This window comes from Tenacibaculum sp. (assembly GCF_050290165.1).
Lineage (GTDB): Bacteria > Bacteroidota > Bacteroidia > Flavobacteriales > Flavobacteriaceae > Polaribacter.
Genome location: NZ_JBNKHD010000013.1, coordinates 16,969 through 38,361 on the forward strand (window position 1 = coordinate 16,969; position 21,393 = coordinate 38,361).

Here is a 21,393-nt window from a genome sequence, read left to right on the forward strand (position 1 = left end):
TTTACCTATACACTCTTAAAGCTAAATAAACCTATTAATTTTTGAAATAAATGAAACTTACCTTACCACAGCAAGACATATATTTTGAACAACTTATGCATCCGAGTGCTCCAATTTACAATATTGGAGCAAAAATATTAATTGAAGGAATTATAGATGTTGTAACTTTCAAGAAAGCGTACGAAAGTCTTATTAAACAGCACGATAGCTATAGAACTATTTTTAAAAACGATAATGAAGAGATAACCTCATTGGTATTAGAAAATTTTGAAGAAGAGTTACCTGTTATAGATTTTTCTGAAAAAGAAAATGCGGATGAAGAAGTAATTGCTTTTATGCAAAATGAGTTTGTAAAACCATTTGATATTACAAGTGGAAAATTCTTACATAAATTTATCTTAATTAAAGTAGCTTCTCAAAAACATTACCTTTTTTCAGTGTATCATCATATTATTACTGATGGTTGGGGAACATCGCTTATGTTCCAACGATTAGTTAAAAACTATAATGAGTTAGTAGAAAATAAAGAGGTAATATCAAAATATGTCTGCAGTTATCAAGATTTTATAATTGATGATGTCGAGTACCAAAATTCAAATAAGTATCAAGAAGATAAATTATACTGGTTAAAAAGATTTGCTGCATTACCAGAAAATATATTTGAAAAAAGAAATCAGTACAATAAAGAAAGTAAAAGTGCTCAAAAATCTATTTACATAAAAAGAGAATTGTATAATTCAATTAATGCATTAGCAAAAGAGTTCAATTCAAGTACCTTTCATGTTATTTTAGCAACTTTGTTTTTATACTTCGGACGCAAACATCAGAATAACGATTATGCAATTGGTTTACCTGTTTTAAATAGAGGAAAGGCTACTTTTAAAAGAACAGTGGGGTTATTTATGGGGATATCTCCATTAAGAATCCAAATGGACTTTAATTCATCTTTTAAAAAGCTTTTAGAAGATATAAGAAATCAGTTAAGAAAAGACTATCGTCATCAACGCTTTCCTTTAGGTAAATTAATTCAGGGATTGAACGGATTTCAAGAAACAGAAAGATTGTTTAATATTACATTATCTTATGAAAAGCAAAACTATGCGGATCATTTTAAAGATACTAAAACTACAGTAATACCACTTTCTCACCAGTCAGAAAGAGTAGCTTTAGCAGTCTATATTAGGGAGTTTGACGATATAGAAGATGTTAAAGTAGATTTTAATTATAATCTTAACTATTTTAATGAAGAGGAAATATCACAGGTTACGATGCATTTTAATGAACTATTGGATAGTATACTTGATGATCCTAATAAGAAGCTTTACGAGTTTGAGTATATACCAAGTAAAGAGAAAGAGCAACTACAGTATTTATTCAATGATACAACGACTCTGCTAGAAAAAGATAAAACATTTTTAGGTGTTTTTAATGATAAGGTAAAGCAGCACCCTAATAAAATAGCTATAAAGGATGATTTTACAGAATTATCCTATAAGCAAGTACAAGAACTTTCTACTACAATAGCAAAGAATTTATTGTCTTTAAAAGAAGACACAAATTTAATAGGAGTATTATTAAATCGTTCTGCTTATACAGTTGTAGTTTTATTAGGGGTTTTAAAAGCAGGAAAATCTTACATTCCTTTAGACCCTAGCTTTCCTAAAAAAAGATTGCAATACATTATTGATCATAGTAATTTACAAACAATTATTTCAGATCAAGAAAAGGCATTGATATTTGATAATTGTAATTCAATTTTATTAGAAAGTATAGTAAGTGAGGTAAAAACCGAGAAAGAGTTCGTCTTACCCACAGTTTTACCAAACGATACAGCATATATCATTTATACTTCAGGATCAACAGGAAACCCAAAAGGAGTAGAAATTGGTCATAGATCTTTGCTAAACTTTTTATTAAGTATTAAAGAGAAACCAGGAGTAAAACAAGAGGATGTTCTATTTGCGGTAACCACATATTCTTTTGATATATCAATTTTAGAATTTTTTGTACCTCTAATTTCAGGAGCGAGTGTGTATGTGGCTTCAAATAAAACTCTAGATGATTACTCTAAAACAATTGAAACCATTCAAAGAGTTTCACCAACAATCATTCAGGCAACTCCAAGTTTTTATCAATTACTAATTAACGGAGGTTGGGAAGGAAATAAAGAAGTAAAATTATTTTGTGGTGGAGATTTATTAAGTGAAGATTTAACTACTCGATTATTATCAAATTGCTCAGAGTTATGGAATATGTATGGGCCAACTGAAACCACAATATGGTCGTCGGTAAAAAAAATAACAACCAAAAAAGAAGCTTCTAATATTGGAAACCCAATAGCCAATACTAAATTCTATGTGTTAGATGATAACTTACAGTTTCTTCCAATAGGAAGTAATGGAGTTTTGTATATAGGTGGAGAGGGACTAGCGAAAGGATATTATAAAGATGCTAACCAAACTGCTGAAAAGTTTGTGAAAAATCCTCATGGAGAAGGATTTATATACAATACCAACGATTTAGTAAAGTGGAATGAACGAGGAGAACTGATTTTTTTAGGGAGAAATGATAGCCAAGTAAAAATAAGAGGATATCGTATAGAACTAGGAGATATTGAGGATAAACTCAATCAGATTTCTCAAATTCAAAAGGCTGTAGTTGTTGTAAAAAAACAACAAAATCAAGAAGCTTTTTTAGTGGCTTATATTCAGAAAAAAGACTTAGAGTATAACATACAAGAAAGTATTTCTATTCTAGAAGAAGAGTTGCCTGAGTATATGATTCCTCGAGCAGTATTTGAGATAGAGGAGTTTCCACTAACACCTAATAAAAAGATAGATAGAAAAAAGCTATCCGAACAGATTATTAATGTAGTATCAAAGTCTGAAGAATTTCCTAAAACAGAACTGCAAAAGGATTTAGCCTTATTGTGGAAAAAAGTTTTAGGATGTAAACATGAAATAAGTTTAAAAGAAAATTTCTTTGCTTTAGGAGGACATTCTTTAAATGCTGTAAAATTATCACATGAAATTAATAAAAAGTATGGTGTTAATATAGGTTTAAAGTCAATTTTTGATCATCCTACCATAGCCTCTTTGGCTAATTTTTTAGAAAATGCTAATCAAGAGTATACCATTCATATTCCTCAAGTAAATTCAAAAGAGTTCTATCATATAACACCATCTCAATACAAGTTATGGTTGGCGTCTCAAACACCAGATAAATTAATAGCATATAATATGGTGGCAGCTTTTAAGGTTGAAGGAAATATTGATTCTAATAAAATTAATAAAGCTGTGGATAAGCTTATTTCAGAGAATGAGATTTTAAGAACTAATTTTATTGAAAAAAGAGGAGAGATTTATCAAAAAGTTAAACAGATTCAAGAAGTTAATTTTACTCTTTCAACATTACAAACTACTGAAGATAAAGTAGAGTATTATATAGAAAAGTATATAAATAAACCTTTTGATTTAGAGGATGATTTATTATTAAGAATGTTATTAATTCAAACAGGTATCAATACATCTACCCTTGTATTTTGTACACATCATATAATAATGGATGGTATTTCTCTTGAATTTTTTACAAACCAATTAATAGAAAATTATCAAACTGAACATACAATTACCGATGTAAATGAAATTCAGTTTAAAGATTATTCTGAATGGTTATGTAATAACTTAGATACAAAAGAAACAATTGAATTTTACCAATCTTATTTAAAAGATTATGAGGTTAAAGAAAGTATACTATCCGATGTTACTTACCCTAGTAATGAGGTTTTTAAAGCAGAACATTATTCATTACAGTTCAGTTTAGAAGAAACTAATTCAATAAAAGAACTCGCAAGAGAATATCAAAATACTCCATACAATGTACTTGTAGCTTTAATAAATATAATTAGTTATGTAGTAAGCGATCATAAAGATCTTGTAATAGGAACTGTACATTCAGGAAGAAATATTGAAAGTATGGCCTCAATGATAGGAATGTTTGTGAAAACATTACCTCTTAGAACAAAATTAAAAGAAGAAACTTCTTTTTCACAATTGATTCAACAAGTTAAAGAACAATTAATTTTACTTGATACCTATCAAGATATCCCATCAACTGTAACAAAGGAAGATTTATTTGATATTCTTGTCACTTTTCAAAACCCTGATTTTTCGTATCAGGAAGAAATTTTTATAGATGATATAAAGCTTAAGTACTTACCGTCAGATACGAATTACGTAAGAGTACCATTATTGTTTAACTTTTTTGAAGTTAATTCAATCTTAAACCTTTCTTTATCCTATGATATAGGAAGGTATGAACAATCAACTATTCTTTTTATTGTTGATTTATTTAAAGAACTATTAAATCATACAATAAAAGAACCTGCTTTAAAAATAGCAACGTTAAAAGAGGTATTGAATGAAAATAGTAAACAAGAAGAATTAGATTTTGACTTTAATTTTTAATGAGCGTGTATATTTTTTATTCAAAAATAGATGAGGTAAAGCATGAGTCTTTATTGCAAAGTAACTTGCATCTTTTTTCGGAAGATTATCAAGATAAGCTTTTAAGGTATAGAAGGTGGCAAGATGTACAATTGTCGTTAATAGGAAGATTATTAGTAAAAAAAGGAATGTCCTTTTTTAATCAAGAAATAGAGTTCCAAGAATTCTTTTTTACGAAATACAACAAACCCTATTTTGAAAACAATGATGTTTCTTTTAATATATCACATTCAGGAGAAATGGTGGTGGTATATATGACAAATAAAGAAGAAAATATTGGTATAGATATAGAAGAAAATCACAAACTAAAAATTGAAGATTTTAAAAATCAAATGACTGACTATGAGGAAGGAAAGATATTTAATTCAAAAGATCCTTTGAATGAATTTTTTCTTTATTGGACACAAAAAGAAGCGGCCTTAAAAGCACATGGAAATGGACTACTAGTTCCGTTAAAATCATTTGAAATTAAAGAGGGAAAAACCCTCATAGAGAGTGATAAGTATTATGTCACAGAAATTAAGTTGAAAGAAGGGTACTCATGCCATGTAGCTTCTCAACAAAAAATTAACAAGGAACATATAATAATAAAAGAAATAAGCATAGATAAATTTATTACAACATGAAAAATATTTTTTTGGTAGTATTACTATTATTGGGGTTACAAATTTTCGGACAGGAACAAGAAACCTTTTATGAAAAAGTAAATTCTTTTTATCCTAATGATGAAATCCTAAATAAGGAAAATATTGAATGGGGAACTTTTACAGTACCAGAAAATTGGGATAACCCAGGAGATAAAAAAGTTAAGCTAGCAGTAGCCAAATTAAAAAATTTAGCGAATAATGATAATGCTGAGTCTATAGTTATAATTGCTGGTGGACCAGGGGGAGAAGCTATGGGAATTATACATTGGTGGATTGGACATCCATCCAGAAAAACACATGATATTATTTTAGTAGATGCAAGAGGTACTGGTTTTTCTGAACCTAGATTATGTCCAGAATTAGGGAAAAAGTTTCTGAATATTTTGGCAAAAAATCAGGATTCGTCTTCAGATGAAAAAGAAAAAGTAGCTGATGCTTTAGAGTGTAAAAAAAGCTTAATAGAAAAAGGGATTGATATTGATAGTTATAACAGTGTTTCAATAGCAAAAGACCTTCATGCACTTAAAGAATATTTTAAGTATTCAAAATGGAATGTGTATGGGATTTCTTATGGTACTTATACAGCTCAGGTTTATGCAACAATGTATCCAGATGATTTTAAAACATTGTTGTTAGATTCTCCTATTTCTAATATTAATGAATATTATACTTTCAATACATCAAATTATGTAGATAAGTTAAAAAAGGTGTTTAAAGCATGTAAAGATGATCCTACGTGTAATTCGGAGTATCCAGAATTAGAAGCAGTGTATAATAATACCATTCAAGAATTAAAAAAGAACCCTATAACGGTTAAAGTAGATAAAAATATTCTTCCAGAAGGAGAGTTTACCTATAATGAAGAGGATTTTAAAATAGCGATTCATCAAGCTTTGTATCAAAGAAAATTAGTGGAAGTTTTACCTTTGCTAATTAACCAGTTTCACAATAGAAATGAAGCTGCTTTGAGTGCTTTAGTAGCATCTTTCTCAGGAGCTTTAGGTTTAGACTATGGAATGTATTTTTGTGTTACATGTAATGAAACTATTCCTAGAAATTCATATGAGAGTTATAAAGAGGATGTTGGATCCCAAAAATTACTTTCAGAAGGGGTTTCCTTTTATAAATCAGATTTTGCTGTATGTAAAGAATGGAACAAAGGAAAAGAGCTGACATTAAATGATATTGATACTTTAGTTCAAAAAATAAATATACCAACCTTAATATTCACAGGAGGATTTGACCCTATTACACCTTCTAAAAATGGAAAAGAATTGGAAGAAAAGATAAAAAGCAGCCAAGTTATTAATGCATCTTCCTATGGACATGCTTCTAGTTTAAGTGGTGTTGGGTTTGATATTGGAGCTGATTTTATTAATAATCCAACAATGAAAGTTAAAAACGGTTTTGAGGTAATAAAAACAAACTTTGTCAAGAATGTTTACATAAATAAAGGAGTTTCTGAAGTAGGGAATAGTTTAAATAATATGGATATACTATTTTTTACACCATTAATTATCGCTCTTATAGTTTCTTTAATAGCAATACTTGCATATACTTTTTCTTTCGTTAAAAGAAAGAAAAAAAAGCAAGGAAAAATAGATACAGGTATAAAAATATTACTTGTAATTTCTTCAATATTCTCTATAGTAATTATTTCAGGTTTAATAATTGGTCTGAATAATACAGCGCTAAATAATTTTTACATTTTAGCATTTGGGCTTCCAGAAGACTATTCATATGTATTCAAATTATTAATTCCTTTTGTATCAATATTGCTAATTATTAGTCTCTTATTTCTAATTAAGATAAAGGATATTAATAATAGGAGTGTGTTGTTTACGGTCCTGTTTTCTAATATATTAATTGCAGTATATTTATTGTATTGGGGAGTTTTATAAAAGGAGAAAACAACATAGAGAATCAATAAAATTTATATAGTTATAAAAAGAAAAAACTCGCTTAATAGCGAGTTTTTTTTATTTGTAATATTTATAGTTGAATTACTTCATTCCGGCTATAAACTCTTTATTCATTTTTACATAGTCAGCATTTCCTGCTTTTTCTGCACCAGCTAATGAAGCTTTAGCAGCTTTAATAGCACCTTTTTTATCACCAGCCTTAGCTAAGATTAATGATTGTTGACGTAAGAACCAAAAACGAGGCTTGTCTTTTGTCATATCAACAGCTTTGTTAATCCATTCTTTAGCTTTGTTAATGTCTTTTCCTTCTTGTAAATAATACATAGCAGAAGAAAAATAATCATTAGCAGAAGGTCCGCCCATAACTTGTGCAATACTTTCTTCTACCATTTTATCTGTAGGAGTATTGAATTTTACACCTACATAGTCATTTTCCCATAACATTCCTAATACAGCAGAATTGCTGGTTAAATCATCAATGCTAATAGTAAAAGATTCTATTTTTGTAGGCATTTTTTCTACCTTAGCTGTAGTAGATACAGCTACTTTAGATTCGTCCCATTTTTGAGGAGTTCCCCAGTTACTTGCATCTGAATAAAATATTACTTCCCAAGAATCTTTTCCTGGTTTAGTGTATAATGCATAGGTTCCCTTTTTTAAGGTTTTTCCATCGATAGTTACATCATCACTAAAAGTAACTTTAGTATTAGCATTGGCTCCAGTTCTCCATATTTTTCCATAAGGAACTAAATCACCAAAAATGGTTCTTCCTTTCATACTTGGTCGAGAGTATTCAACAGTAACATCAGTTAAACCTACCTTTTGTTCTAGTTTAGAAGCAGGACTTGGAGCTGGTGTTTTTAATTGTGCATTAATGCTTGTAGAAAGGGCTACAACAAACAAGCTTAAGAGTATTTTTTTCATAATAATAGGGTTGTATTTAAAAATTAGTTTTGTTAAAATTACAAGGAAATAATCGGATTAATGTTAACAAAAACTTAAAATAACAGGAAGTTATTTAACGATATTTGCATCATGAAAAAATACATTTCTGAATTTATAGGAACCTTTGCTCTAATTTTCTGTGGAACAGGGGCAATGACAGTAAGCGAAATAACTAATGGTGCAGACTTAACACATACAGGAGTAGCCATTACTTGGGGATTGATTGTCATGGCAATGATTTATGCTTTTGGTGAAACCTCAGGAGCACATTTTAATCCAGCTGTAACTATTGCTTTTGCATACGCTAAAAAGTTTTCTTGGAAGGAAGTTCCTAACTATATTATGGCTCAGTTATTAGGAGCGTTGTTAGCTAGTGGTATGCTTTGGATATTGTTCCCTACAAGCGAGTTTTACGGGGCAACTATTCCTTCAATAATATCCTGGCGTGCTTTTATTTTAGAACTATTATTAACTTTCTTCTTAATGTTAACCATTATTAATGTTTCTACAGGAAGTAAAGAGATAGGAGTGATGGCAGGTATAGCTATTGGTGGAGTTGTATTATTAGAAGCAATGTTTGCTGGTCCAATGACTAAAGCATCTATGAATCCAGCTCGTTCTATTGCACCAGCATTAGTTTCTGGTCATTTAGAGCACTTATGGTTGTATATATTGGCTCCTATTATTGGAGCTTTGTTAGCGGTGATTTCTTGTAGATTGGTTAAAGACGATAATTGTTGTGATGAAAAATGTTAGTATACTAGGTTGTGGTTGGTTAGGTAAGGAGCTAGGAATAGAGCTTATAAAGAAAGGTTATACCGTTAAAGGTTCTACAACTTCAATAGAGAAGTTAAAGGAACTTAAATCAGTTAATATCGAGCCTTTTTTAATTGATATTTCAAAGGAAAGTTCATATCAGGAGTTTTTAGAAACAGATGTGTTAGTAATTGCAATCACTTCAAAAAATATAGAAGATTTTAAAAGATTGATTTCTGAAATAGAAAAAAGTAATTTAATGAAAATTATTTTTATCAGTTCAACTTCTGTGTATCCTAGTTTAAATAAAGAAATGACCGAAGAAGATGAAGTCATTGATTCTCCTTTAGCTCATATTGAAAGTTTATTTGTAAAGAATACTAACTTTAAGACTACTATTATTCGGTTTGCAGGATTGTTTGGAGGTAATAGACAGCCAGGGAATTGGTTTGAAACTAGAAAGATTCCACATCCCAAAGGATATGTGAATATGATTCACCGTGAGGACTGTATAGCAATTATAGAAAAGCTTATAAACCAAAATGTTTTTGGAGAAGTATTTAATGCATGTGCTAATTACCATCCAACCAGAGAAGATTTCTATATAAATGCTAGAAAAAGTCTAGGAAAACCAGCTCCTGAATTTGATAATTCAAAACCGTTAGAATATAAAATAATTAGCAACAAAAAACTTCAAAAACTATTAAACTATCAGTTTATCCACAATGATTTATTGAGTATTTAAAAAAGGTTTTACCTTTTCCTGTAGTTGAAGCCAAACTCTTCTTGATATAGATGATTTAAATAATTATCAGAAGGAACAATCTCTATTTTGATTGATTCATTTTTAGCTTTTAACCATTTGCAAAACACTATAAAACCCTCATTTCTAGCAATAGGAGTAAAACGAAATTTATAATTTTTTAAAATTAAGTAGTTAGAATGAGGTGTTTTACTACTATAAGGTGCAGAGTATTTATAAGCTAAAATATCAGAATAACTAAAAGTTTCAGTTTTTATTATATTATCATATTTCACTTCTATTTTATCCTCAAAAAAAGAAATTTTAAAGGCTTGTCTATACAATTTATTAAAAGCTAGAATACCAAAAAAAATAGAAAGTATAATAGATATTATTATTAAAAAAAAGCTTATTTTATAACAAAATAAGGAAATATTTATAAGTGTTAGAATAAGTATGATAATTGTAAAATCATCATACTTCTGCTGGCTATTTGAGGAGTATTTTGCAATCATTTTTTAATGAGGCTAAAAAACTATTGATACTTCTTTTTTCTCCAATAATTAAACCCAATACCAAACAAAGCCAATAAAACTAACGGAATACCTATATTAATAGACTGCCAAAAGCGTTTTTCGGTAAATGCACGTTGTTTATCTAATATGTTAATTTGAACCGTTTTGTTACGTAATTGAATTAAACCAGAGTCATCTAATAAATAATCAATCGCATTGATTAAAAACTCTTTATTACCAAATTGTTCACCTGTCCACTTATCTATCGACAAATCATGAGGTTTTCCTTTTAAAATTTGATTCCTACCCACATCACCATCAGCAATTACAATCATTTTGTTAGCACTACTTTCAGGTTTAAAATCAAGGGATTTAAAAGGTTTTATTCTATTCTTATACGCAGAAGGGAAATTACCTTCTAACAAAACAGCTAATAGTTGTGGACCAGCAGAATATTCATTTTCTTGTGGTTCTTTTACTATACTTTGTAATTCTACAAAATTAGGAGTCCCAATTTTTTTGGTAAGTACTGAAGTAACCAATAAAGGAGTTTTCTTTAGATTTCCTTTTAAGGTATCTATTTGTGTTGTGAATCGGAAACGAACTGGCGCCACTTTTTTAGTAATAGGATGATTTGGATTTCCATTTACTAAAGGATGATAAAACCAATTTAAGTGTTGAAATTGTGTTTGATTTCCTACATTTCCTGTTGCTAGTGGAATTTTAGCAGAATACAAATCTTGAATCAGTTTGTTGTTTACACGAACCTGATACCCAAACAATAAATCGGTTAAATTCAAATCACGAGGAAAGGCTAACATTCTACCTTCATTATATAAGCTATCAGTATCAGCATAATTGTTGTCAATCATCCAAAGGCTTTTTCCTCCGTTTATAATAAATTGATCAAGAGTGAATTTTTCTTCTTCAGAAAAACGCTCGGTTGGTTTTGCTATAATGGCTAAATCGTATGCTCTTAAGTCTTTTAAGGTCTTTTGCGGATAGCTAGCAACACTGTCTAGTGTAAACTTAGCCAAACGATATTTTGTACCAACTTCACTCAATAAACTATATTGATAGATATCTTGTAACTCACCATTACCAGCTAATACAGCTATTTTCTGTTTTTCTTTTTGGGTGATGATATGTAGTGCATTGGCAAATATATATTCTAGTTTTTCAATTGCATTTTGTAACTGAGCTTCTTGCGTTTTCGCAATGGAATTAGGTAATAACGAAATCAACTCAGTTTTTTTACCATAAGTTACTTCTGCCCAAGGAAAAATAATAGCTTCAGACAGTTTTCCGTCTTCTTCAACAGTTAACTGACTAGGCATCATTCCTTTTTTTACCAAACGTTCACGAATGTTATCTGGATTGATAAATCTGAAACGGATGTTCGTATTTTTAGCATGTAACTCTTCTAAAAATTGACGAGTTTCTATTTGCAATCGTTTAAATTCTGCAGGAAAATCTCCTTCTAAATATACATGAATGCTAAGTGGAGTGTCGATTTTATCAATAAGAGTTTCACTTACTTTTGATAAGGTATAACGTTTGTCTTGTGTTAGGTCAAAACGTTGATAAACGGAGTTTGCTATGTAGTTAACAACTAAAAGTCCGATAAGTGCTAATGCGATATGTTGTAATTTCTTATTCATTTTTTAACTGTTGTTTAGTGATGAATAAAAAGAAGAAAGTAACACTTATAAAATAGATAAGGTCTCGGGTATCAACCACTCCGCGACTAATACTTTTAAAATGTTCATTAAAACCAAATTGTTGTAAAGTGTAACCTGAGTTCCCTAAAGAAGACCCCACAGCATCAAATCCATAGAACAACGCGAAAGTGATGAATACACTTAAAATAAAAGCTACTATTTGATTTTTAGATAGTGTAGAGGTATATAACCCAACAGAAGTATAAGTTGATGCTAAAAACAACAATCCTAAATACGAACCAATGGTACTACCTAGGTCTAAATTTCCAACAGGACTTCCTAGTTGATACACTGTATATGCATACGTTAATGTAGGTAGTAATGCAATAAGAACTAGTAAAAGAGAAGCAAAAAATTTACCTAAAACAATTTGCCAATCGGTAAGTGGTTTGGTTTTTAAAATTTCAATCGTTCCGCTGTTAAACTCATCAGCAAAACTTTTCATGGTAATTGCAGGAATTAAGAATAAAAATAACCAAGGAGTTAAATAAAAAAAACTGTTTAAATCAGCGAAACCAGCATTTAAAATATTGAAATTATCTTTAAAAACCCATAAGAATAAGCCATTTATTAGTAAAAATACTCCAATTACCAAATAGGCAATAGGTGAGGCAAAAAATGAGTTAAATTCTTTTTTTAGTAGTGCTAACATAGTTAGTTTTAAATGTTGTTTTTAAGTTATTTAATAAATAAACTTTTTGTGAAAATTTGATTTAAAGTAGTGATGCTACTTTATCTACACTCCAAGCAAGTGGTTTATCATTAAATAAGACTTTGGTTTGTGCCCAAACACCTTTAAATAAATCAGAATTTCTATAATTATCTAAGTCTTGCTCAGATTCCCAGTAACTATAGGTAAAAAAAATGTCCGGATTTGTTTTGTCTCTGTACAATTCTAATAAACGACAACCAGGAGAGTTTCGTATAAACTCTTTTTTAGCATTAAAGTTGTTTAAAAATTCTTCAATCTTTTCTGGCTGAAAGCTCATTTTTACAATGCGTACAAACATATCTTTAATTTAAAGTAGTGAATTCAGGTTTTATAGGAGTTTCAAACTCAATAGTAACAGTATCTCTATATTCCAATCCTAATAAGGTAGAGGCTCCTCCAACTGTTTCTAAATTACTTCGGTATATGGCTATTTCTAAAAAACCTGCAGAATTAAAAATAGCTAATTTTTCACCATCGTATTGTCTATTGTCAGTCGCTGAATAATCTACAATCTCATTATATCTGTTGTAAATTTTGGTAAAAGTATAACGCCTTGCTGTAATTTTAAAGTCACGTCCTTTACCAATTGTATTGAATTGTTTCTTGCTAATATTGGTAATCACATTTCCATAGTTGTCAATATAAATGACCCCACCAGAAATGATATTTTGCTGTTCGTTTACTTTAGGTTGTATTTCAATAATCTTTTTATAGGAATCAATTTCTTTACCAATAACACTTAAACTACCTCCACGAGCTATATGGCTAGCCACTTGAACAAATACGTCTAATACAGGAAAGCTGCTTTCTACCCGGTCATGAATGTTAATTTCAAAAATTTTCGTGGGTTTAATTTCTGAGGCAATCATAGATATTAACCCATTATCAGGACAAATAAAATAATGATTGTCTAACTCTAAAGCGATATGCTTATTATTAATACTTAATTCAGAATCAACTCCAATTACATGAATAGTTTTATCAGGAAAACTTTTATAAGCATTCTTTAAAATATAAGCAGTTTCCGTAATGTTAAACGGTGAGATATGATGTGTGATATCTACAATCTTAGCATCAGGTAGTTCTGAGTAAATAGCTCCTTTTACAGCACCTACAAAGTGGTCTTTAGTTCCAAAATCAGTAGTTAATGTAATAAGAGACATTAATTTAGGTGTTTGTTAATTAGTTTGTGAAAAATTATGCTGAAATTTTAAACAAAACTACGTAATTCGATAAAAATAATCATTATTTTAGTGTGAATAATATTACTAAAACCTTTATCATTTGAACGAACGTATAATTGAATTAACGGAAATCAATCCAAACGATTTCTTTGGTGCTCAAAATAGCACAATTACTCAGTTAAAAACATTCTTTCCTAAAGTAAAAATTGTAGCGAGAGGAAACAAACTTAAAATTTTTGGAGAACCTGAACTCTTAGACGAATTTGAAAAACGGCTAGAAATGCTTATCAAGTACTTTAATAGGTACAATAAGCTAGATGAAAATAGTATTGAACGTATTTTAACATCTACTGGTAAAGAAGAAGAGATCCGCAAATCAGGTGGTACGAATGATGTATTAGTCCATGGAGTTAGTGGAAGATTAATAAAAGCACAAACAGCCAATCAACACAAAATGGTTGAGTTGATGCAAAAAAATGATATGTTATTTGCAGTAGGTCCAGCAGGGACAGGTAAAACATATACTGCGGTGGCACTTGCTGTAAAAGCATTAAAAGAAAAAGAAGTTAGACGAATCATATTAACTAGACCAGCAGTTGAATCTGGTGAAAACTTAGGATTTCTTCCTGGAGACTTAAAAGAGAAGTTAGATCCGTATATGCAACCATTATATGATGCTTTACGAGATATGATTCCACATGAAAAGTTGCAAGCTTATCTTGAAAATGGAACGATTCAAATAGCACCACTAGCTTTTATGAGAGGTCGTACATTAGATAATGCCTTTGTAATTTTAGATGAGGCACAAAATACTACACACGCCCAAATGAAAATGTTTTTAACCCGTATGGGAATGCATGCAAAGTTTATCATTACAGGGGATCCAGGGCAGATAGATTTACCAAGAAGACAAGTGTCAGGTCTAAAAGAATCGTTATTAGCCTTAAAAGATATCAAAGGAATTGCACAAGTGCATTTAGATGATAAAGATGTGATCCGCCACCGACTAGTAAAACAAATTATAACGGCTTATAAAAGTATAGAGACCGAGTAAGTATGTTTAAAAGATTTGGTATTCAAGAGTATTTATCTGTAGGGTATATATTTTTGATTGTTTTAGGGCTAGTTAGTGATACTATTTTTTATCGCTTTATAGGTGTAGATTATTTACAGTATATATCTATTACAGATACCATTTTATCGCCTATTTCATTATTGGCAAATAATTGGTCGTTATCAGTAATAGTATTGGTATGTTCTACACTTATGTATTTTTATATTAAAAATTCAGAGAAGATAGATGAAAAATTAAATAAGATAAAATGGTTAAAGAAGAGAGTAGACCCAAAAGCTAAAAAGGTGGAGTATAGTAATAAATTAGCGTTTATGATTTCTGTTTCATTCATGATGTCTTCTTTGTTAATAGGGTTCAGATTAGGAATGGGAATTAAATTTAGAGGACACTTGTTAAATGGAAAACTTGAGAATAATATAACATTAGTTTTTAAAGATGATTCTCAATTAAAAGTTACCCAAATAGGACAAAATAGTGCCTATATATTTTATGTAGAAGAAGGAAATAAATATGTAACTGTCACGCCAATTCTAGAAAATATAAAACAAATAAAAACTATTCAAAAACTAGACTAGATTACTTACATTTGCGCCACAACAACACAACAAAATAGTAATGAATACAATAAACGAAACTAACTTTCAGTTTCCAGGGCAAAAGACAGTTTACAAAGGAAAAGTAAGAGAAGTTTATAATATCAATGATGAGTTATTGGTAATGATTGCTTCAGACCGTCTTTCTGCATTTGATGTAGTTTTACCTCGTCAGATTCCTTTCAAAGGACAAATCCTAAATCAAATTGCTACTAAAATGATGAATGATACTGCTGATATCGTTCCAAATTGGTTGTTAGCAAACCCAGACGAAAATGTAGCAGTAGGTGATTTATGTGAACCATTTAAAGTAGAAATGGTGATTCGTGGTTATTTATCAGGGCACGCAGCTCGTGAATATGCAGCGGGAAAAAGAATACTTTGTGGTGTAACAATGCCAGAAGGAATGAAAGAGAATGATAAGTTTCCAACTCCAATAATTACGCCTTCGACAAAAGCAGATAATGGAGAACACGATGAAGATATTTCTCGTGAAGATATTTTAGCAAAAGGAATTGTTTTAGAAGAAGATTATTTAGTATTAGAAGACTACACTCGTAAACTTTTTCAGAGAGGAACTGAGTTAGCTGCTAAAAGAGGTTTGATTTTAGTGGATACTAAATATGAGTTTGGAAAAACGAAAGACGGTAAAATTGTATTGATTGATGAAATTCATACTCCAGATTCTTCTCGTTATTTTTATGCAGATGGATATGCTGAACGCCAAGAAAAAGGAGAGAAACAAAAACAATTATCAAAAGAGTTTGTACGTCAGTGGTTAATTGAAAATGGATTCCAAGGAAAAGTGGGACAACAAATTCCTGAAATGACTGATGCTAAAATCAATGAAATCTCTAACAGATATATTGAGTTGTATGAGCAAATTACTGGAGACACTTTCGTAAAAGCAAATACCGAAAATGTACTCGAAAGAATAGAAAAAAATGTAACTACATTTTTACAGAATAGATAAGAAAAGAGAAGCGAACGCTTCTCTTTTTTGTTTAAAACTATATTAAACATCTTCATTAACAAACTGGCATTTATTTTTTTTGTAACTTTTACGAATTCTAAAACTACCTTAAAAATGCCAAATTATACTTTAAAAATTAACGGAAAATCAGTGTCCTTTACTGCTGATGCTGATACACCATTGTTGTGGGTTTTACGTGATGAACTCGATATGGTAGGAACCAAATTCGGTTGTGGAATCGCACAATGTGGTGCCTGTACTGTTCATGTAGATGGAACAGCAATGAGAAGTTGCCAATTGCAAGTATCAATGTTAGGAGACGAAGAAATCACTACTATTGAAGGTTTGTCAGCTGAAGGAAATCATCCATTACAAGAAGCTTGGAAAGAAGTTGATGTGCCACAATGTGGATATTGTCAAGCAGGACAAATAATGACTGCAGCATCCTTTTTAAAAGAAAACCCAAATCCTTCAAAAGAAGAGATTAGAGAAGCAATGCAAGGAAATATTTGTCGTTGTGCTGCCTATAACAGAATAGAAAAAGCGGTTGCCCTAGCTGCGGAAAAAATGTCTTAAAATTTTTCAGTCATGAGTATACAAGAAAACAAAGTAACGTTTAGTAGAAGAAATTTTTTAAGAGCTTCTGCACTAGCCAGTGGAGGAATCATGATTGGGTTTAATTTGTTTACAGCATGTAAGTCTAATGTAAAACCATCTATAGATGTAGAAAACCTAAATTTTAATGATTTTAATGCCTTTATCAAGATTTCAAATGAAGGTTATGTAACTATTTACTCACCAAATCCTGAAATAGGGCAAGGAGTTAAAACTACAATGCCCATGATTGTAGCAGAAGAATTAGATGTTGATTGGGATAAAGTACGTGTTGTACAAGCACCATTAGATACTAAAAATTATACACGTCAATTAGCAGGTGGAAGTCAGTCTATTCGTCAAGGTTGGACTGCTCTTAGACAAACAGGGGCAACAACCAAACAAATGCTGATCAATGCAGCGGCTGTAAAGTGGGGTGTGGATGCAGCTACATGTTCGGCTTCAAAAGGAGTAATTACCAATGAAAATGGAGATAAGTTAAGTTATGGAGAAGTAGTAAAAGAAGCAGCTGCATTAGAAATTCCTGAGAATGTAACATTAAAAGAGCCTTCGGGATTTTCAATTATAGGTAAAAATGCTACAAACGTAGACTTAGATAAAATAGTAACAGGAAAACCATTATTTGGATTAGATTATAAAGAAGAAGAAATGATGTATGCTACGGTAGTAAGACCACCTTCTTTTGGTGAAGAATTGGAATCGTTCGATGCGTCTGAAGCAAAAAAAATATCTGGTGTGATTGATGTTGTTACTATTGGAGAAAAAGCTAGGGATTTTATTGAGTCAGGTAAAAACAATTGGACTTTCAAATTATCAAAATCAGATAAGGTAGTAGTACTTGCAGAAAATACTTGGGCGGCAATCAAAGGAGCAAGAGCAATTAAAGCTACATGGAAAGCAAGTTCTCCACTTGAAAATACAAAACTTCACGATGAAAAACTGTTAAGTTTATTAGATGGAGATAAGTTTGATACAAGAAGAGAAGACGGAGATGTGAATAAAGCATTTGCGGAAGCTGATAAGGTTATAGAACGTACATATCACTCACCTTTCTTGCCTCATAATTGTATGGAGCCTATGAACTTTTTTGCAAATGTAACTTCAGATAAAGTGCATTTAGTAGGACCTGTGCAAACTCCAGAATATGCAGCGCAGGTAGCGTCAGAAATGTTAGGTCGTGGTTTAGATCAAGTTCATGTAGAAATGACTAGAATGGGAGGAGGCTTTGGTAGAAGATTGTATGGAGATTTTGTGTATGAAGCACTCGAAATATCAGATAAAATTAAGAAACCAATAAAAATGGTTTCTACCAGAGAAGAAGATATCAAGGCAGGTATTTATCGTCCAGCAATTAAATACCGAATAGCAGCATCAATTAAAGATGGAAAAGTAACTGGATACCATTTAAAAGAAGCCGCGATTAATGATAATATGTACGGATTAGTACCAAATTTCTTTCCTGCAGGATGTATTCCGAATTATAAAGTGTCTACAGCAAACTATAAAAGTAATATTACTACAGGAGCTTGGAGAGCACCTTACACTAACTTTTTAGGATATGCTGAACAATCATTTTTTGATGAAGTAGCAGCAGAGTTAAATCAAGATCCGGTACAATTACGTTTAGATTTATTGGAAAACGTAAAAGATAACAAAGACGAGAAAATACAATATTCAGGAAAACGAATGCAAGATGCGATTCGATTAGCTGCTGAAAAAGGAGGCTGGGGAAAAGCTAAAGAAGGAGTTTACCAAGGTTTTTCTGCATATTATAGCCATAATTCTCATGTGGCAGAAATAGCTGAAGTTGAGTTAAGAAAAGGAATGCCAATTGTAACTAAAGTTGTGGCAGCGGTAGATTGTGGTATTGTTGTCAATCCTACCGGAGCAATAAATCAAGTTCAAGGTGGAGTTATAGATGGTATTGGGCATGCAATGTATGGTAACTTAACATTTAATGAAGGAAAACCTTCTAGTAGAAATTTTGATAATTACAGATTAATACGAATGAATGAGACACCAGAAGTGGAAGTTCATTTTGTTCAAAATGAGTTGTCCCCAACAGGATTGGGGGAACCAGGTTTACCCCCAGCAGGAGGTGCAGTAGCGAATGCAATTCATAAAGCTTTGGGTAAAAGACTGTATAAGCAACCATTTATAGAAGAGTTAAAATCTAATATTCAGGGATAAGATTGATTAGATTAGTCAAATGAAGGGAAAAAGGTGTCTGTATAGGCACCTTTCTTCAATTTATTAGTAACGAAGCTGTAGACAATATTTGAAAATCTGTTAAAAAAGCACTATTTTCGCAACCTATAAAAATCAAAAATAATAATGGTTAAAGATTTATTTGAAAGAATTAAAGGAGATAAGGGACCTTTAGGAAAATGGGCAGATAAAGCAGAAGGGTATTATGTGTTTCCTAAATTAGAAGGGCCAATTTCTAACCGTATGTCTTTCAATGGGAAAAAAGTAATTACTTGGAGTATCAATGATTACTTAGGGTTAGCAAATCATCCAGAAGTGTTAAAAGTTGATGGTGAATCTGCTGCTACTGATGGTATGGCGTATCCTATGGGTGCACGTATGATGTCAGGACACACTAAATACCATGAACAATTAGAACGAGAGTGTGCAGAGTTTGTTGGAAAAGAAGCTTCTTATTTAGTAAACTTTGGATACCAAGGTATGGTATCGGCAATTGATGCTTTAGTGTCAAAAGATGATATTATAGTATATGATGTTGATACACATGCATGTATTATTGATGGAGTTCGTTTACATGCAGGTAAGCGTTTTGTATACCGTCATAACGATATAGAAAGTTGTGAGAAGAACTTACAGCGTGCTACTAAAATGGCAGAAAAAACTGGAGGAGGAATCTTGTTGGTTTCTGAAGGAGTTTTCGGTATGCGTGGTGAGCAAGGACGATTAAAAGAGATTGTAGCATTAAAAGAAAAATACAACTTCCGTTTATTAGTTGATGATGCTCATGGATTTGGAACTTTAGGAGATGGAGGAAGAGGAACTGGTTTTGAACAAGGAGTGCAAGATGAAATCGATGTGTATTTTGCTACTTTTGCTAAATCTATGGCAGGTATCGGAGCCTTTTTTGCAGGAGACAAAGATGTAGTACAGTATTTACAGTACAATATGAGATCTCAAATGTTTGCGAAATCATTGCCTATGCCAATGGTAAAAGGAGCATTAAAACGTTTAGATTTAATTCGTACACAACCAGAATTGAAAGATAAGTTGTGGGAAGTTACTGATGCTTTACAATCAGGTTTGCGTAGTGCAGGTTTTGATTTAGGAACTACGGAAACATGTATTACTCCTGTATATTTAAAAGGAGATATTCCAGAAGCAATGGCTATGGTAAACGATTTAAGAGAAAATCATGGTGTTTTCTGTTCAATTGTGGTGTATCCAGTAATACCTAAAGGATTAATCATATTAAGATTAATTCCAACAGCACGCCATACAATAGATGATGTAACAGAAACAATCGAAGCATTTACAGCGATTCGTGAAAAATTAGAAAACGGAACGTATAAAAAAGTAGCTGAATCAATAATGGCTGAATAGTATAAGCCTGAAATAAAACAAAAAAACTCATGAAATCTTTCATGAGTTTTTTTGTTTTAAAACAGAAATGATACATTTGGAATCCTTTTTGTACAAAAAAAATTAAATGAAAAAAATTCTATACTTATATATATTACTTTTTGCTGTAACAATACAAGCACAAAAAAAAGATTCATTACCTAATTTTAATGATGAGTACTTTTTAGTAAAGGAGGGTGATAGCCTAATGATAAGGTTAAATGAAGTAACGGTATTGCCAAAACACAAGTTCAAAGAGAAAAAAGATATTCTGTACTATTATTGGCTTCGAAAAAAAGTATTCAAAGCATATCCTTATGCAATTCTGGCTGCTAAGAGAGTAGATAGTGTAAATTCTCGTTTATCAAGAATCAAGTCAAAAAGAAAAAAGAGACAATACATAAAACGAGTACAAGAGTATCTCGAAAACGAATTAACAGCGCCACTAAAAAAGTTGACAAGAACAGAAGGAAGAATATTACTAAAGTTAATTCATCGCCAAACAGGAAAAACAGCCTTTGATAATGTTAAAGAAATTCGAAGCGGATGGAAAGCTTTTTGGTACAACACTACTGCGAATATGTTCAAGCTATCTTTAAAATTGGAATATAAACCAGAAACAGAGAATGAAGATTATTTGATTGAAGATATTATACAACGTGCATATATAGATGATAAGTTAGAATATCAACTTCCAAAATTAAGCAAAGATTACCTCGATATAGTATCAAAGAGTAGGGGCTATGTAGATGTTTCGGAGTACAAGGAGATGTTTTCAAAGCTACAGAAGAAGCGAGATCGCAAGAAAAAGAGGAAGTAGTAGTAGGTAAATTAAGCAGAGATACTGTATCAACCCTAATTTTTAGAGTTTTTAAGTAGACC

18 protein-coding genes are annotated in these 21,393 nt (G+C 31.0%); 12 read left to right on the forward strand and 6 right to left on the reverse strand.

The features are described 5' to 3' along the window. Window positions 1-50: 50 nt before the first annotated feature. The 3 genes from ACQY6M_RS10435 to ACQY6M_RS10445 are packed head-to-tail and all read left to right on the forward strand — an operon-like array spanning window position 51 to window position 7,053. Window positions 51-4,466 carry an amino acid adenylation domain-containing protein gene (locus tag ACQY6M_RS10435; RefSeq protein ID WP_428741192.1) on the forward strand — a complete coding sequence of 1,472 codons (4,416 nt, stop codon included), beginning with the start codon at window positions 51-53 and terminating at the stop codon, window positions 4,464-4,466. Continuing rightward, window positions 4,466-5,131, forward strand: coding sequence for a 4'-phosphopantetheinyl transferase family protein (locus tag ACQY6M_RS10440; protein ID WP_428741193.1), 666 nt, complete (start codon window positions 4,466-4,468; stop codon window positions 5,129-5,131). Before ACQY6M_RS10435 ends, ACQY6M_RS10440 begins: the two co-directional genes overlap by 1 nt. Continuing rightward, on the forward strand, window positions 5,128-7,053 hold the full coding sequence (locus ACQY6M_RS10445) for an alpha/beta fold hydrolase (protein WP_428741194.1): 1,926 nt from the start codon (window positions 5,128-5,130) through the stop codon (window positions 7,051-7,053). Before ACQY6M_RS10440 ends, ACQY6M_RS10445 begins: the two co-directional genes overlap by 4 nt. A gap of 102 nt (window positions 7,054-7,155) precedes the next feature. Here ACQY6M_RS10445 and ACQY6M_RS10450 read toward each other — a convergent pair whose 3' ends face one another. Then, the gene (locus tag ACQY6M_RS10450; RefSeq protein ID WP_428741195.1) at window positions 7,156-7,998 is read right to left on the reverse strand and encodes a DUF2911 domain-containing protein; all 843 of its coding nucleotides are present in this window, start codon (window positions 7,996-7,998) and stop codon (window positions 7,156-7,158) included. 111 nt (window positions 7,999-8,109) lie between these two features. On the opposite strand from ACQY6M_RS10450, the gene ACQY6M_RS10455 reads away from it, so the two are divergent. Together ACQY6M_RS10455 and ACQY6M_RS10460 are read left to right on the forward strand one after the other, a co-directional pair. Next, window positions 8,110-8,775: an MIP/aquaporin family protein gene (locus ACQY6M_RS10455; RefSeq protein WP_428741196.1), complete on the forward strand. Its 666-nt coding sequence runs from the start codon at window positions 8,110-8,112 to the stop codon at window positions 8,773-8,775. Continuing rightward, window positions 8,762-9,520, forward strand: a complete 759-nt coding sequence (locus ACQY6M_RS10460; protein ID WP_428741197.1) for an NAD(P)H-binding protein — start codon at window positions 8,762-8,764, stop codon at window positions 9,518-9,520. Before ACQY6M_RS10455 ends, ACQY6M_RS10460 begins: the two co-directional genes overlap by 14 nt. A gap of 8 nt (window positions 9,521-9,528) precedes the next feature. Here the strand turns inward: ACQY6M_RS10460 and ACQY6M_RS10465 are convergent, their stop codons facing one another. The 5 genes from ACQY6M_RS10465 to ACQY6M_RS10485 form a co-directional block, all read right to left on the reverse strand. Beyond that, complete coding sequence (locus tag ACQY6M_RS10465) at window positions 9,529-10,032, reverse strand: hypothetical protein (RefSeq protein WP_428741198.1); 504 nt, start codon at window positions 10,030-10,032, stop codon at window positions 9,529-9,531. Window positions 10,033-10,052: 20 nt separating this feature from the next. Then, window positions 10,053-11,693, reverse strand: a complete 1,641-nt coding sequence (gene gldG / locus ACQY6M_RS10470) for a gliding motility-associated ABC transporter substrate-binding protein GldG (RefSeq protein ID WP_428741199.1) — start codon at window positions 11,691-11,693, stop codon at window positions 10,053-10,055. Then, complete coding sequence (gldF, locus tag ACQY6M_RS10475) at window positions 11,686-12,405, reverse strand: gliding motility-associated ABC transporter permease subunit GldF (RefSeq protein WP_428741200.1); 720 nt, start codon at window positions 12,403-12,405, stop codon at window positions 11,686-11,688. The genes gldG and gldF overlap by 8 nt, the downstream gene beginning before the upstream one ends. Window positions 12,406-12,466: 61 nt before the next feature. Next, on the reverse strand, window positions 12,467-12,763 hold the full coding sequence (locus tag ACQY6M_RS10480; RefSeq protein ID WP_428741201.1) for a putative quinol monooxygenase: 297 nt from the start codon (window positions 12,761-12,763) through the stop codon (window positions 12,467-12,469). Between the two features lie 4 nt (window positions 12,764-12,767). Next, window positions 12,768-13,628 carry an SAM hydrolase/SAM-dependent halogenase family protein gene (locus ACQY6M_RS10485; protein WP_428741202.1) on the reverse strand — a complete coding sequence of 287 codons (861 nt, stop codon included), beginning with the start codon at window positions 13,626-13,628 and terminating at the stop codon, window positions 12,768-12,770. Between the two features lie 121 nt (window positions 13,629-13,749). Between ACQY6M_RS10485 and ACQY6M_RS10490 the strand changes: the two genes are divergently transcribed. From ACQY6M_RS10490 to ACQY6M_RS10520, 7 genes are all read left to right on the forward strand, one after another. Beyond that, window positions 13,750-14,703 (forward strand): PhoH family protein, encoded by a 954-nt coding sequence (locus tag ACQY6M_RS10490; protein WP_428741203.1) that lies wholly within the window; start codon window positions 13,750-13,752, stop codon window positions 14,701-14,703. A 2-nt stretch (window positions 14,704-14,705) separates the two neighbouring features. Beyond that, window positions 14,706-15,299 carry a hypothetical protein gene (locus tag ACQY6M_RS10495; RefSeq protein ID WP_428741204.1) on the forward strand — a complete coding sequence of 198 codons (594 nt, stop codon included), beginning with the start codon at window positions 14,706-14,708 and terminating at the stop codon, window positions 15,297-15,299. 40 nt (window positions 15,300-15,339) lie between these two features. Then, window positions 15,340-16,290: a phosphoribosylaminoimidazolesuccinocarboxamide synthase gene (locus tag ACQY6M_RS10500; protein WP_428741205.1), complete on the forward strand. Its 951-nt coding sequence runs from the start codon at window positions 15,340-15,342 to the stop codon at window positions 16,288-16,290. 114 nt (window positions 16,291-16,404) lie between these two features. Further along, complete coding sequence (locus ACQY6M_RS10505) at window positions 16,405-16,866, forward strand: (2Fe-2S)-binding protein (protein ID WP_428741206.1); 462 nt, start codon at window positions 16,405-16,407, stop codon at window positions 16,864-16,866. Between the two features lie 12 nt (window positions 16,867-16,878). Continuing rightward, window positions 16,879-19,095 carry a molybdopterin cofactor-binding domain-containing protein gene (locus ACQY6M_RS10510; protein ID WP_428741207.1) on the forward strand — a complete coding sequence of 739 codons (2,217 nt, stop codon included), beginning with the start codon at window positions 16,879-16,881 and terminating at the stop codon, window positions 19,093-19,095. A gap of 144 nt (window positions 19,096-19,239) precedes the next feature. Continuing rightward, window positions 19,240-20,493 (forward strand): aminotransferase class I/II-fold pyridoxal phosphate-dependent enzyme, encoded by a 1,254-nt coding sequence (locus ACQY6M_RS10515; RefSeq protein WP_428741208.1) that lies wholly within the window; start codon window positions 19,240-19,242, stop codon window positions 20,491-20,493. A gap of 106 nt (window positions 20,494-20,599) precedes the next feature. Beyond that, entirely contained in the window at window positions 20,600-21,331 is a 732-nt protein-coding gene (locus ACQY6M_RS10520) for a DUF4294 domain-containing protein (protein ID WP_428741209.1), read from the forward strand. The last annotated feature ends 62 nt before the right edge of the window (window positions 21,332-21,393 follow it).

Coding starts and splice junctions, on each gene's coding strand:
- ACQY6M_RS10435 (WP_428741192.1), top strand. CDS start 51: ATGAAACTTACCTTACCACAGCAAGACATATATTTTGAACAACTTATG.
- ACQY6M_RS10440 (WP_428741193.1), top strand. CDS start 4,466: ATGAGCGTGTATATTTTTTATTCAAAAATAGATGAGGTAAAGCATGAG.
- ACQY6M_RS10445 (WP_428741194.1), top strand. CDS start 5,128: ATGAAAAATATTTTTTTGGTAGTATTACTATTATTGGGGTTACAAATT.
- ACQY6M_RS10450 (WP_428741195.1), bottom strand. CDS start 7,998: ATGAAAAAAATACTCTTAAGCTTGTTTGTTGTAGCCCTTTCTACAAGC.
- ACQY6M_RS10455 (WP_428741196.1), top strand. CDS start 8,110: ATGAAAAAATACATTTCTGAATTTATAGGAACCTTTGCTCTAATTTTC.
- ACQY6M_RS10460 (WP_428741197.1), top strand. CDS start 8,762: ATGAAAAATGTTAGTATACTAGGTTGTGGTTGGTTAGGTAAGGAGCTA.
- ACQY6M_RS10465 (WP_428741198.1), bottom strand. CDS start 10,032: ATGATTGCAAAATACTCCTCAAATAGCCAGCAGAAGTATGATGATTTT.
- gldG (WP_428741199.1), bottom strand. CDS start 11,693: ATGAATAAGAAATTACAACATATCGCATTAGCACTTATCGGACTTTTA.
- gldF (WP_428741200.1), bottom strand. CDS start 12,405: ATGTTAGCACTACTAAAAAAAGAATTTAACTCATTTTTTGCCTCACCT.
- ACQY6M_RS10480 (WP_428741201.1), bottom strand. CDS start 12,763: ATGTTTGTACGCATTGTAAAAATGAGCTTTCAGCCAGAAAAGATTGAA.
- ACQY6M_RS10485 (WP_428741202.1), bottom strand. CDS start 13,628: ATGTCTCTTATTACATTAACTACTGATTTTGGAACTAAAGACCACTTT.
- ACQY6M_RS10495 (WP_428741204.1), top strand. CDS start 14,706: ATGTTTAAAAGATTTGGTATTCAAGAGTATTTATCTGTAGGGTATATA.
- ACQY6M_RS10500 (WP_428741205.1), top strand. CDS start 15,340: ATGAATACAATAAACGAAACTAACTTTCAGTTTCCAGGGCAAAAGACA.
- ACQY6M_RS10505 (WP_428741206.1), top strand. CDS start 16,405: ATGCCAAATTATACTTTAAAAATTAACGGAAAATCAGTGTCCTTTACT.
- ACQY6M_RS10510 (WP_428741207.1), top strand. CDS start 16,879: ATGAGTATACAAGAAAACAAAGTAACGTTTAGTAGAAGAAATTTTTTA.
- ACQY6M_RS10515 (WP_428741208.1), top strand. CDS start 19,240: ATGGTTAAAGATTTATTTGAAAGAATTAAAGGAGATAAGGGACCTTTA.
- ACQY6M_RS10520 (WP_428741209.1), top strand. CDS start 20,600: ATGAAAAAAATTCTATACTTATATATATTACTTTTTGCTGTAACAATA.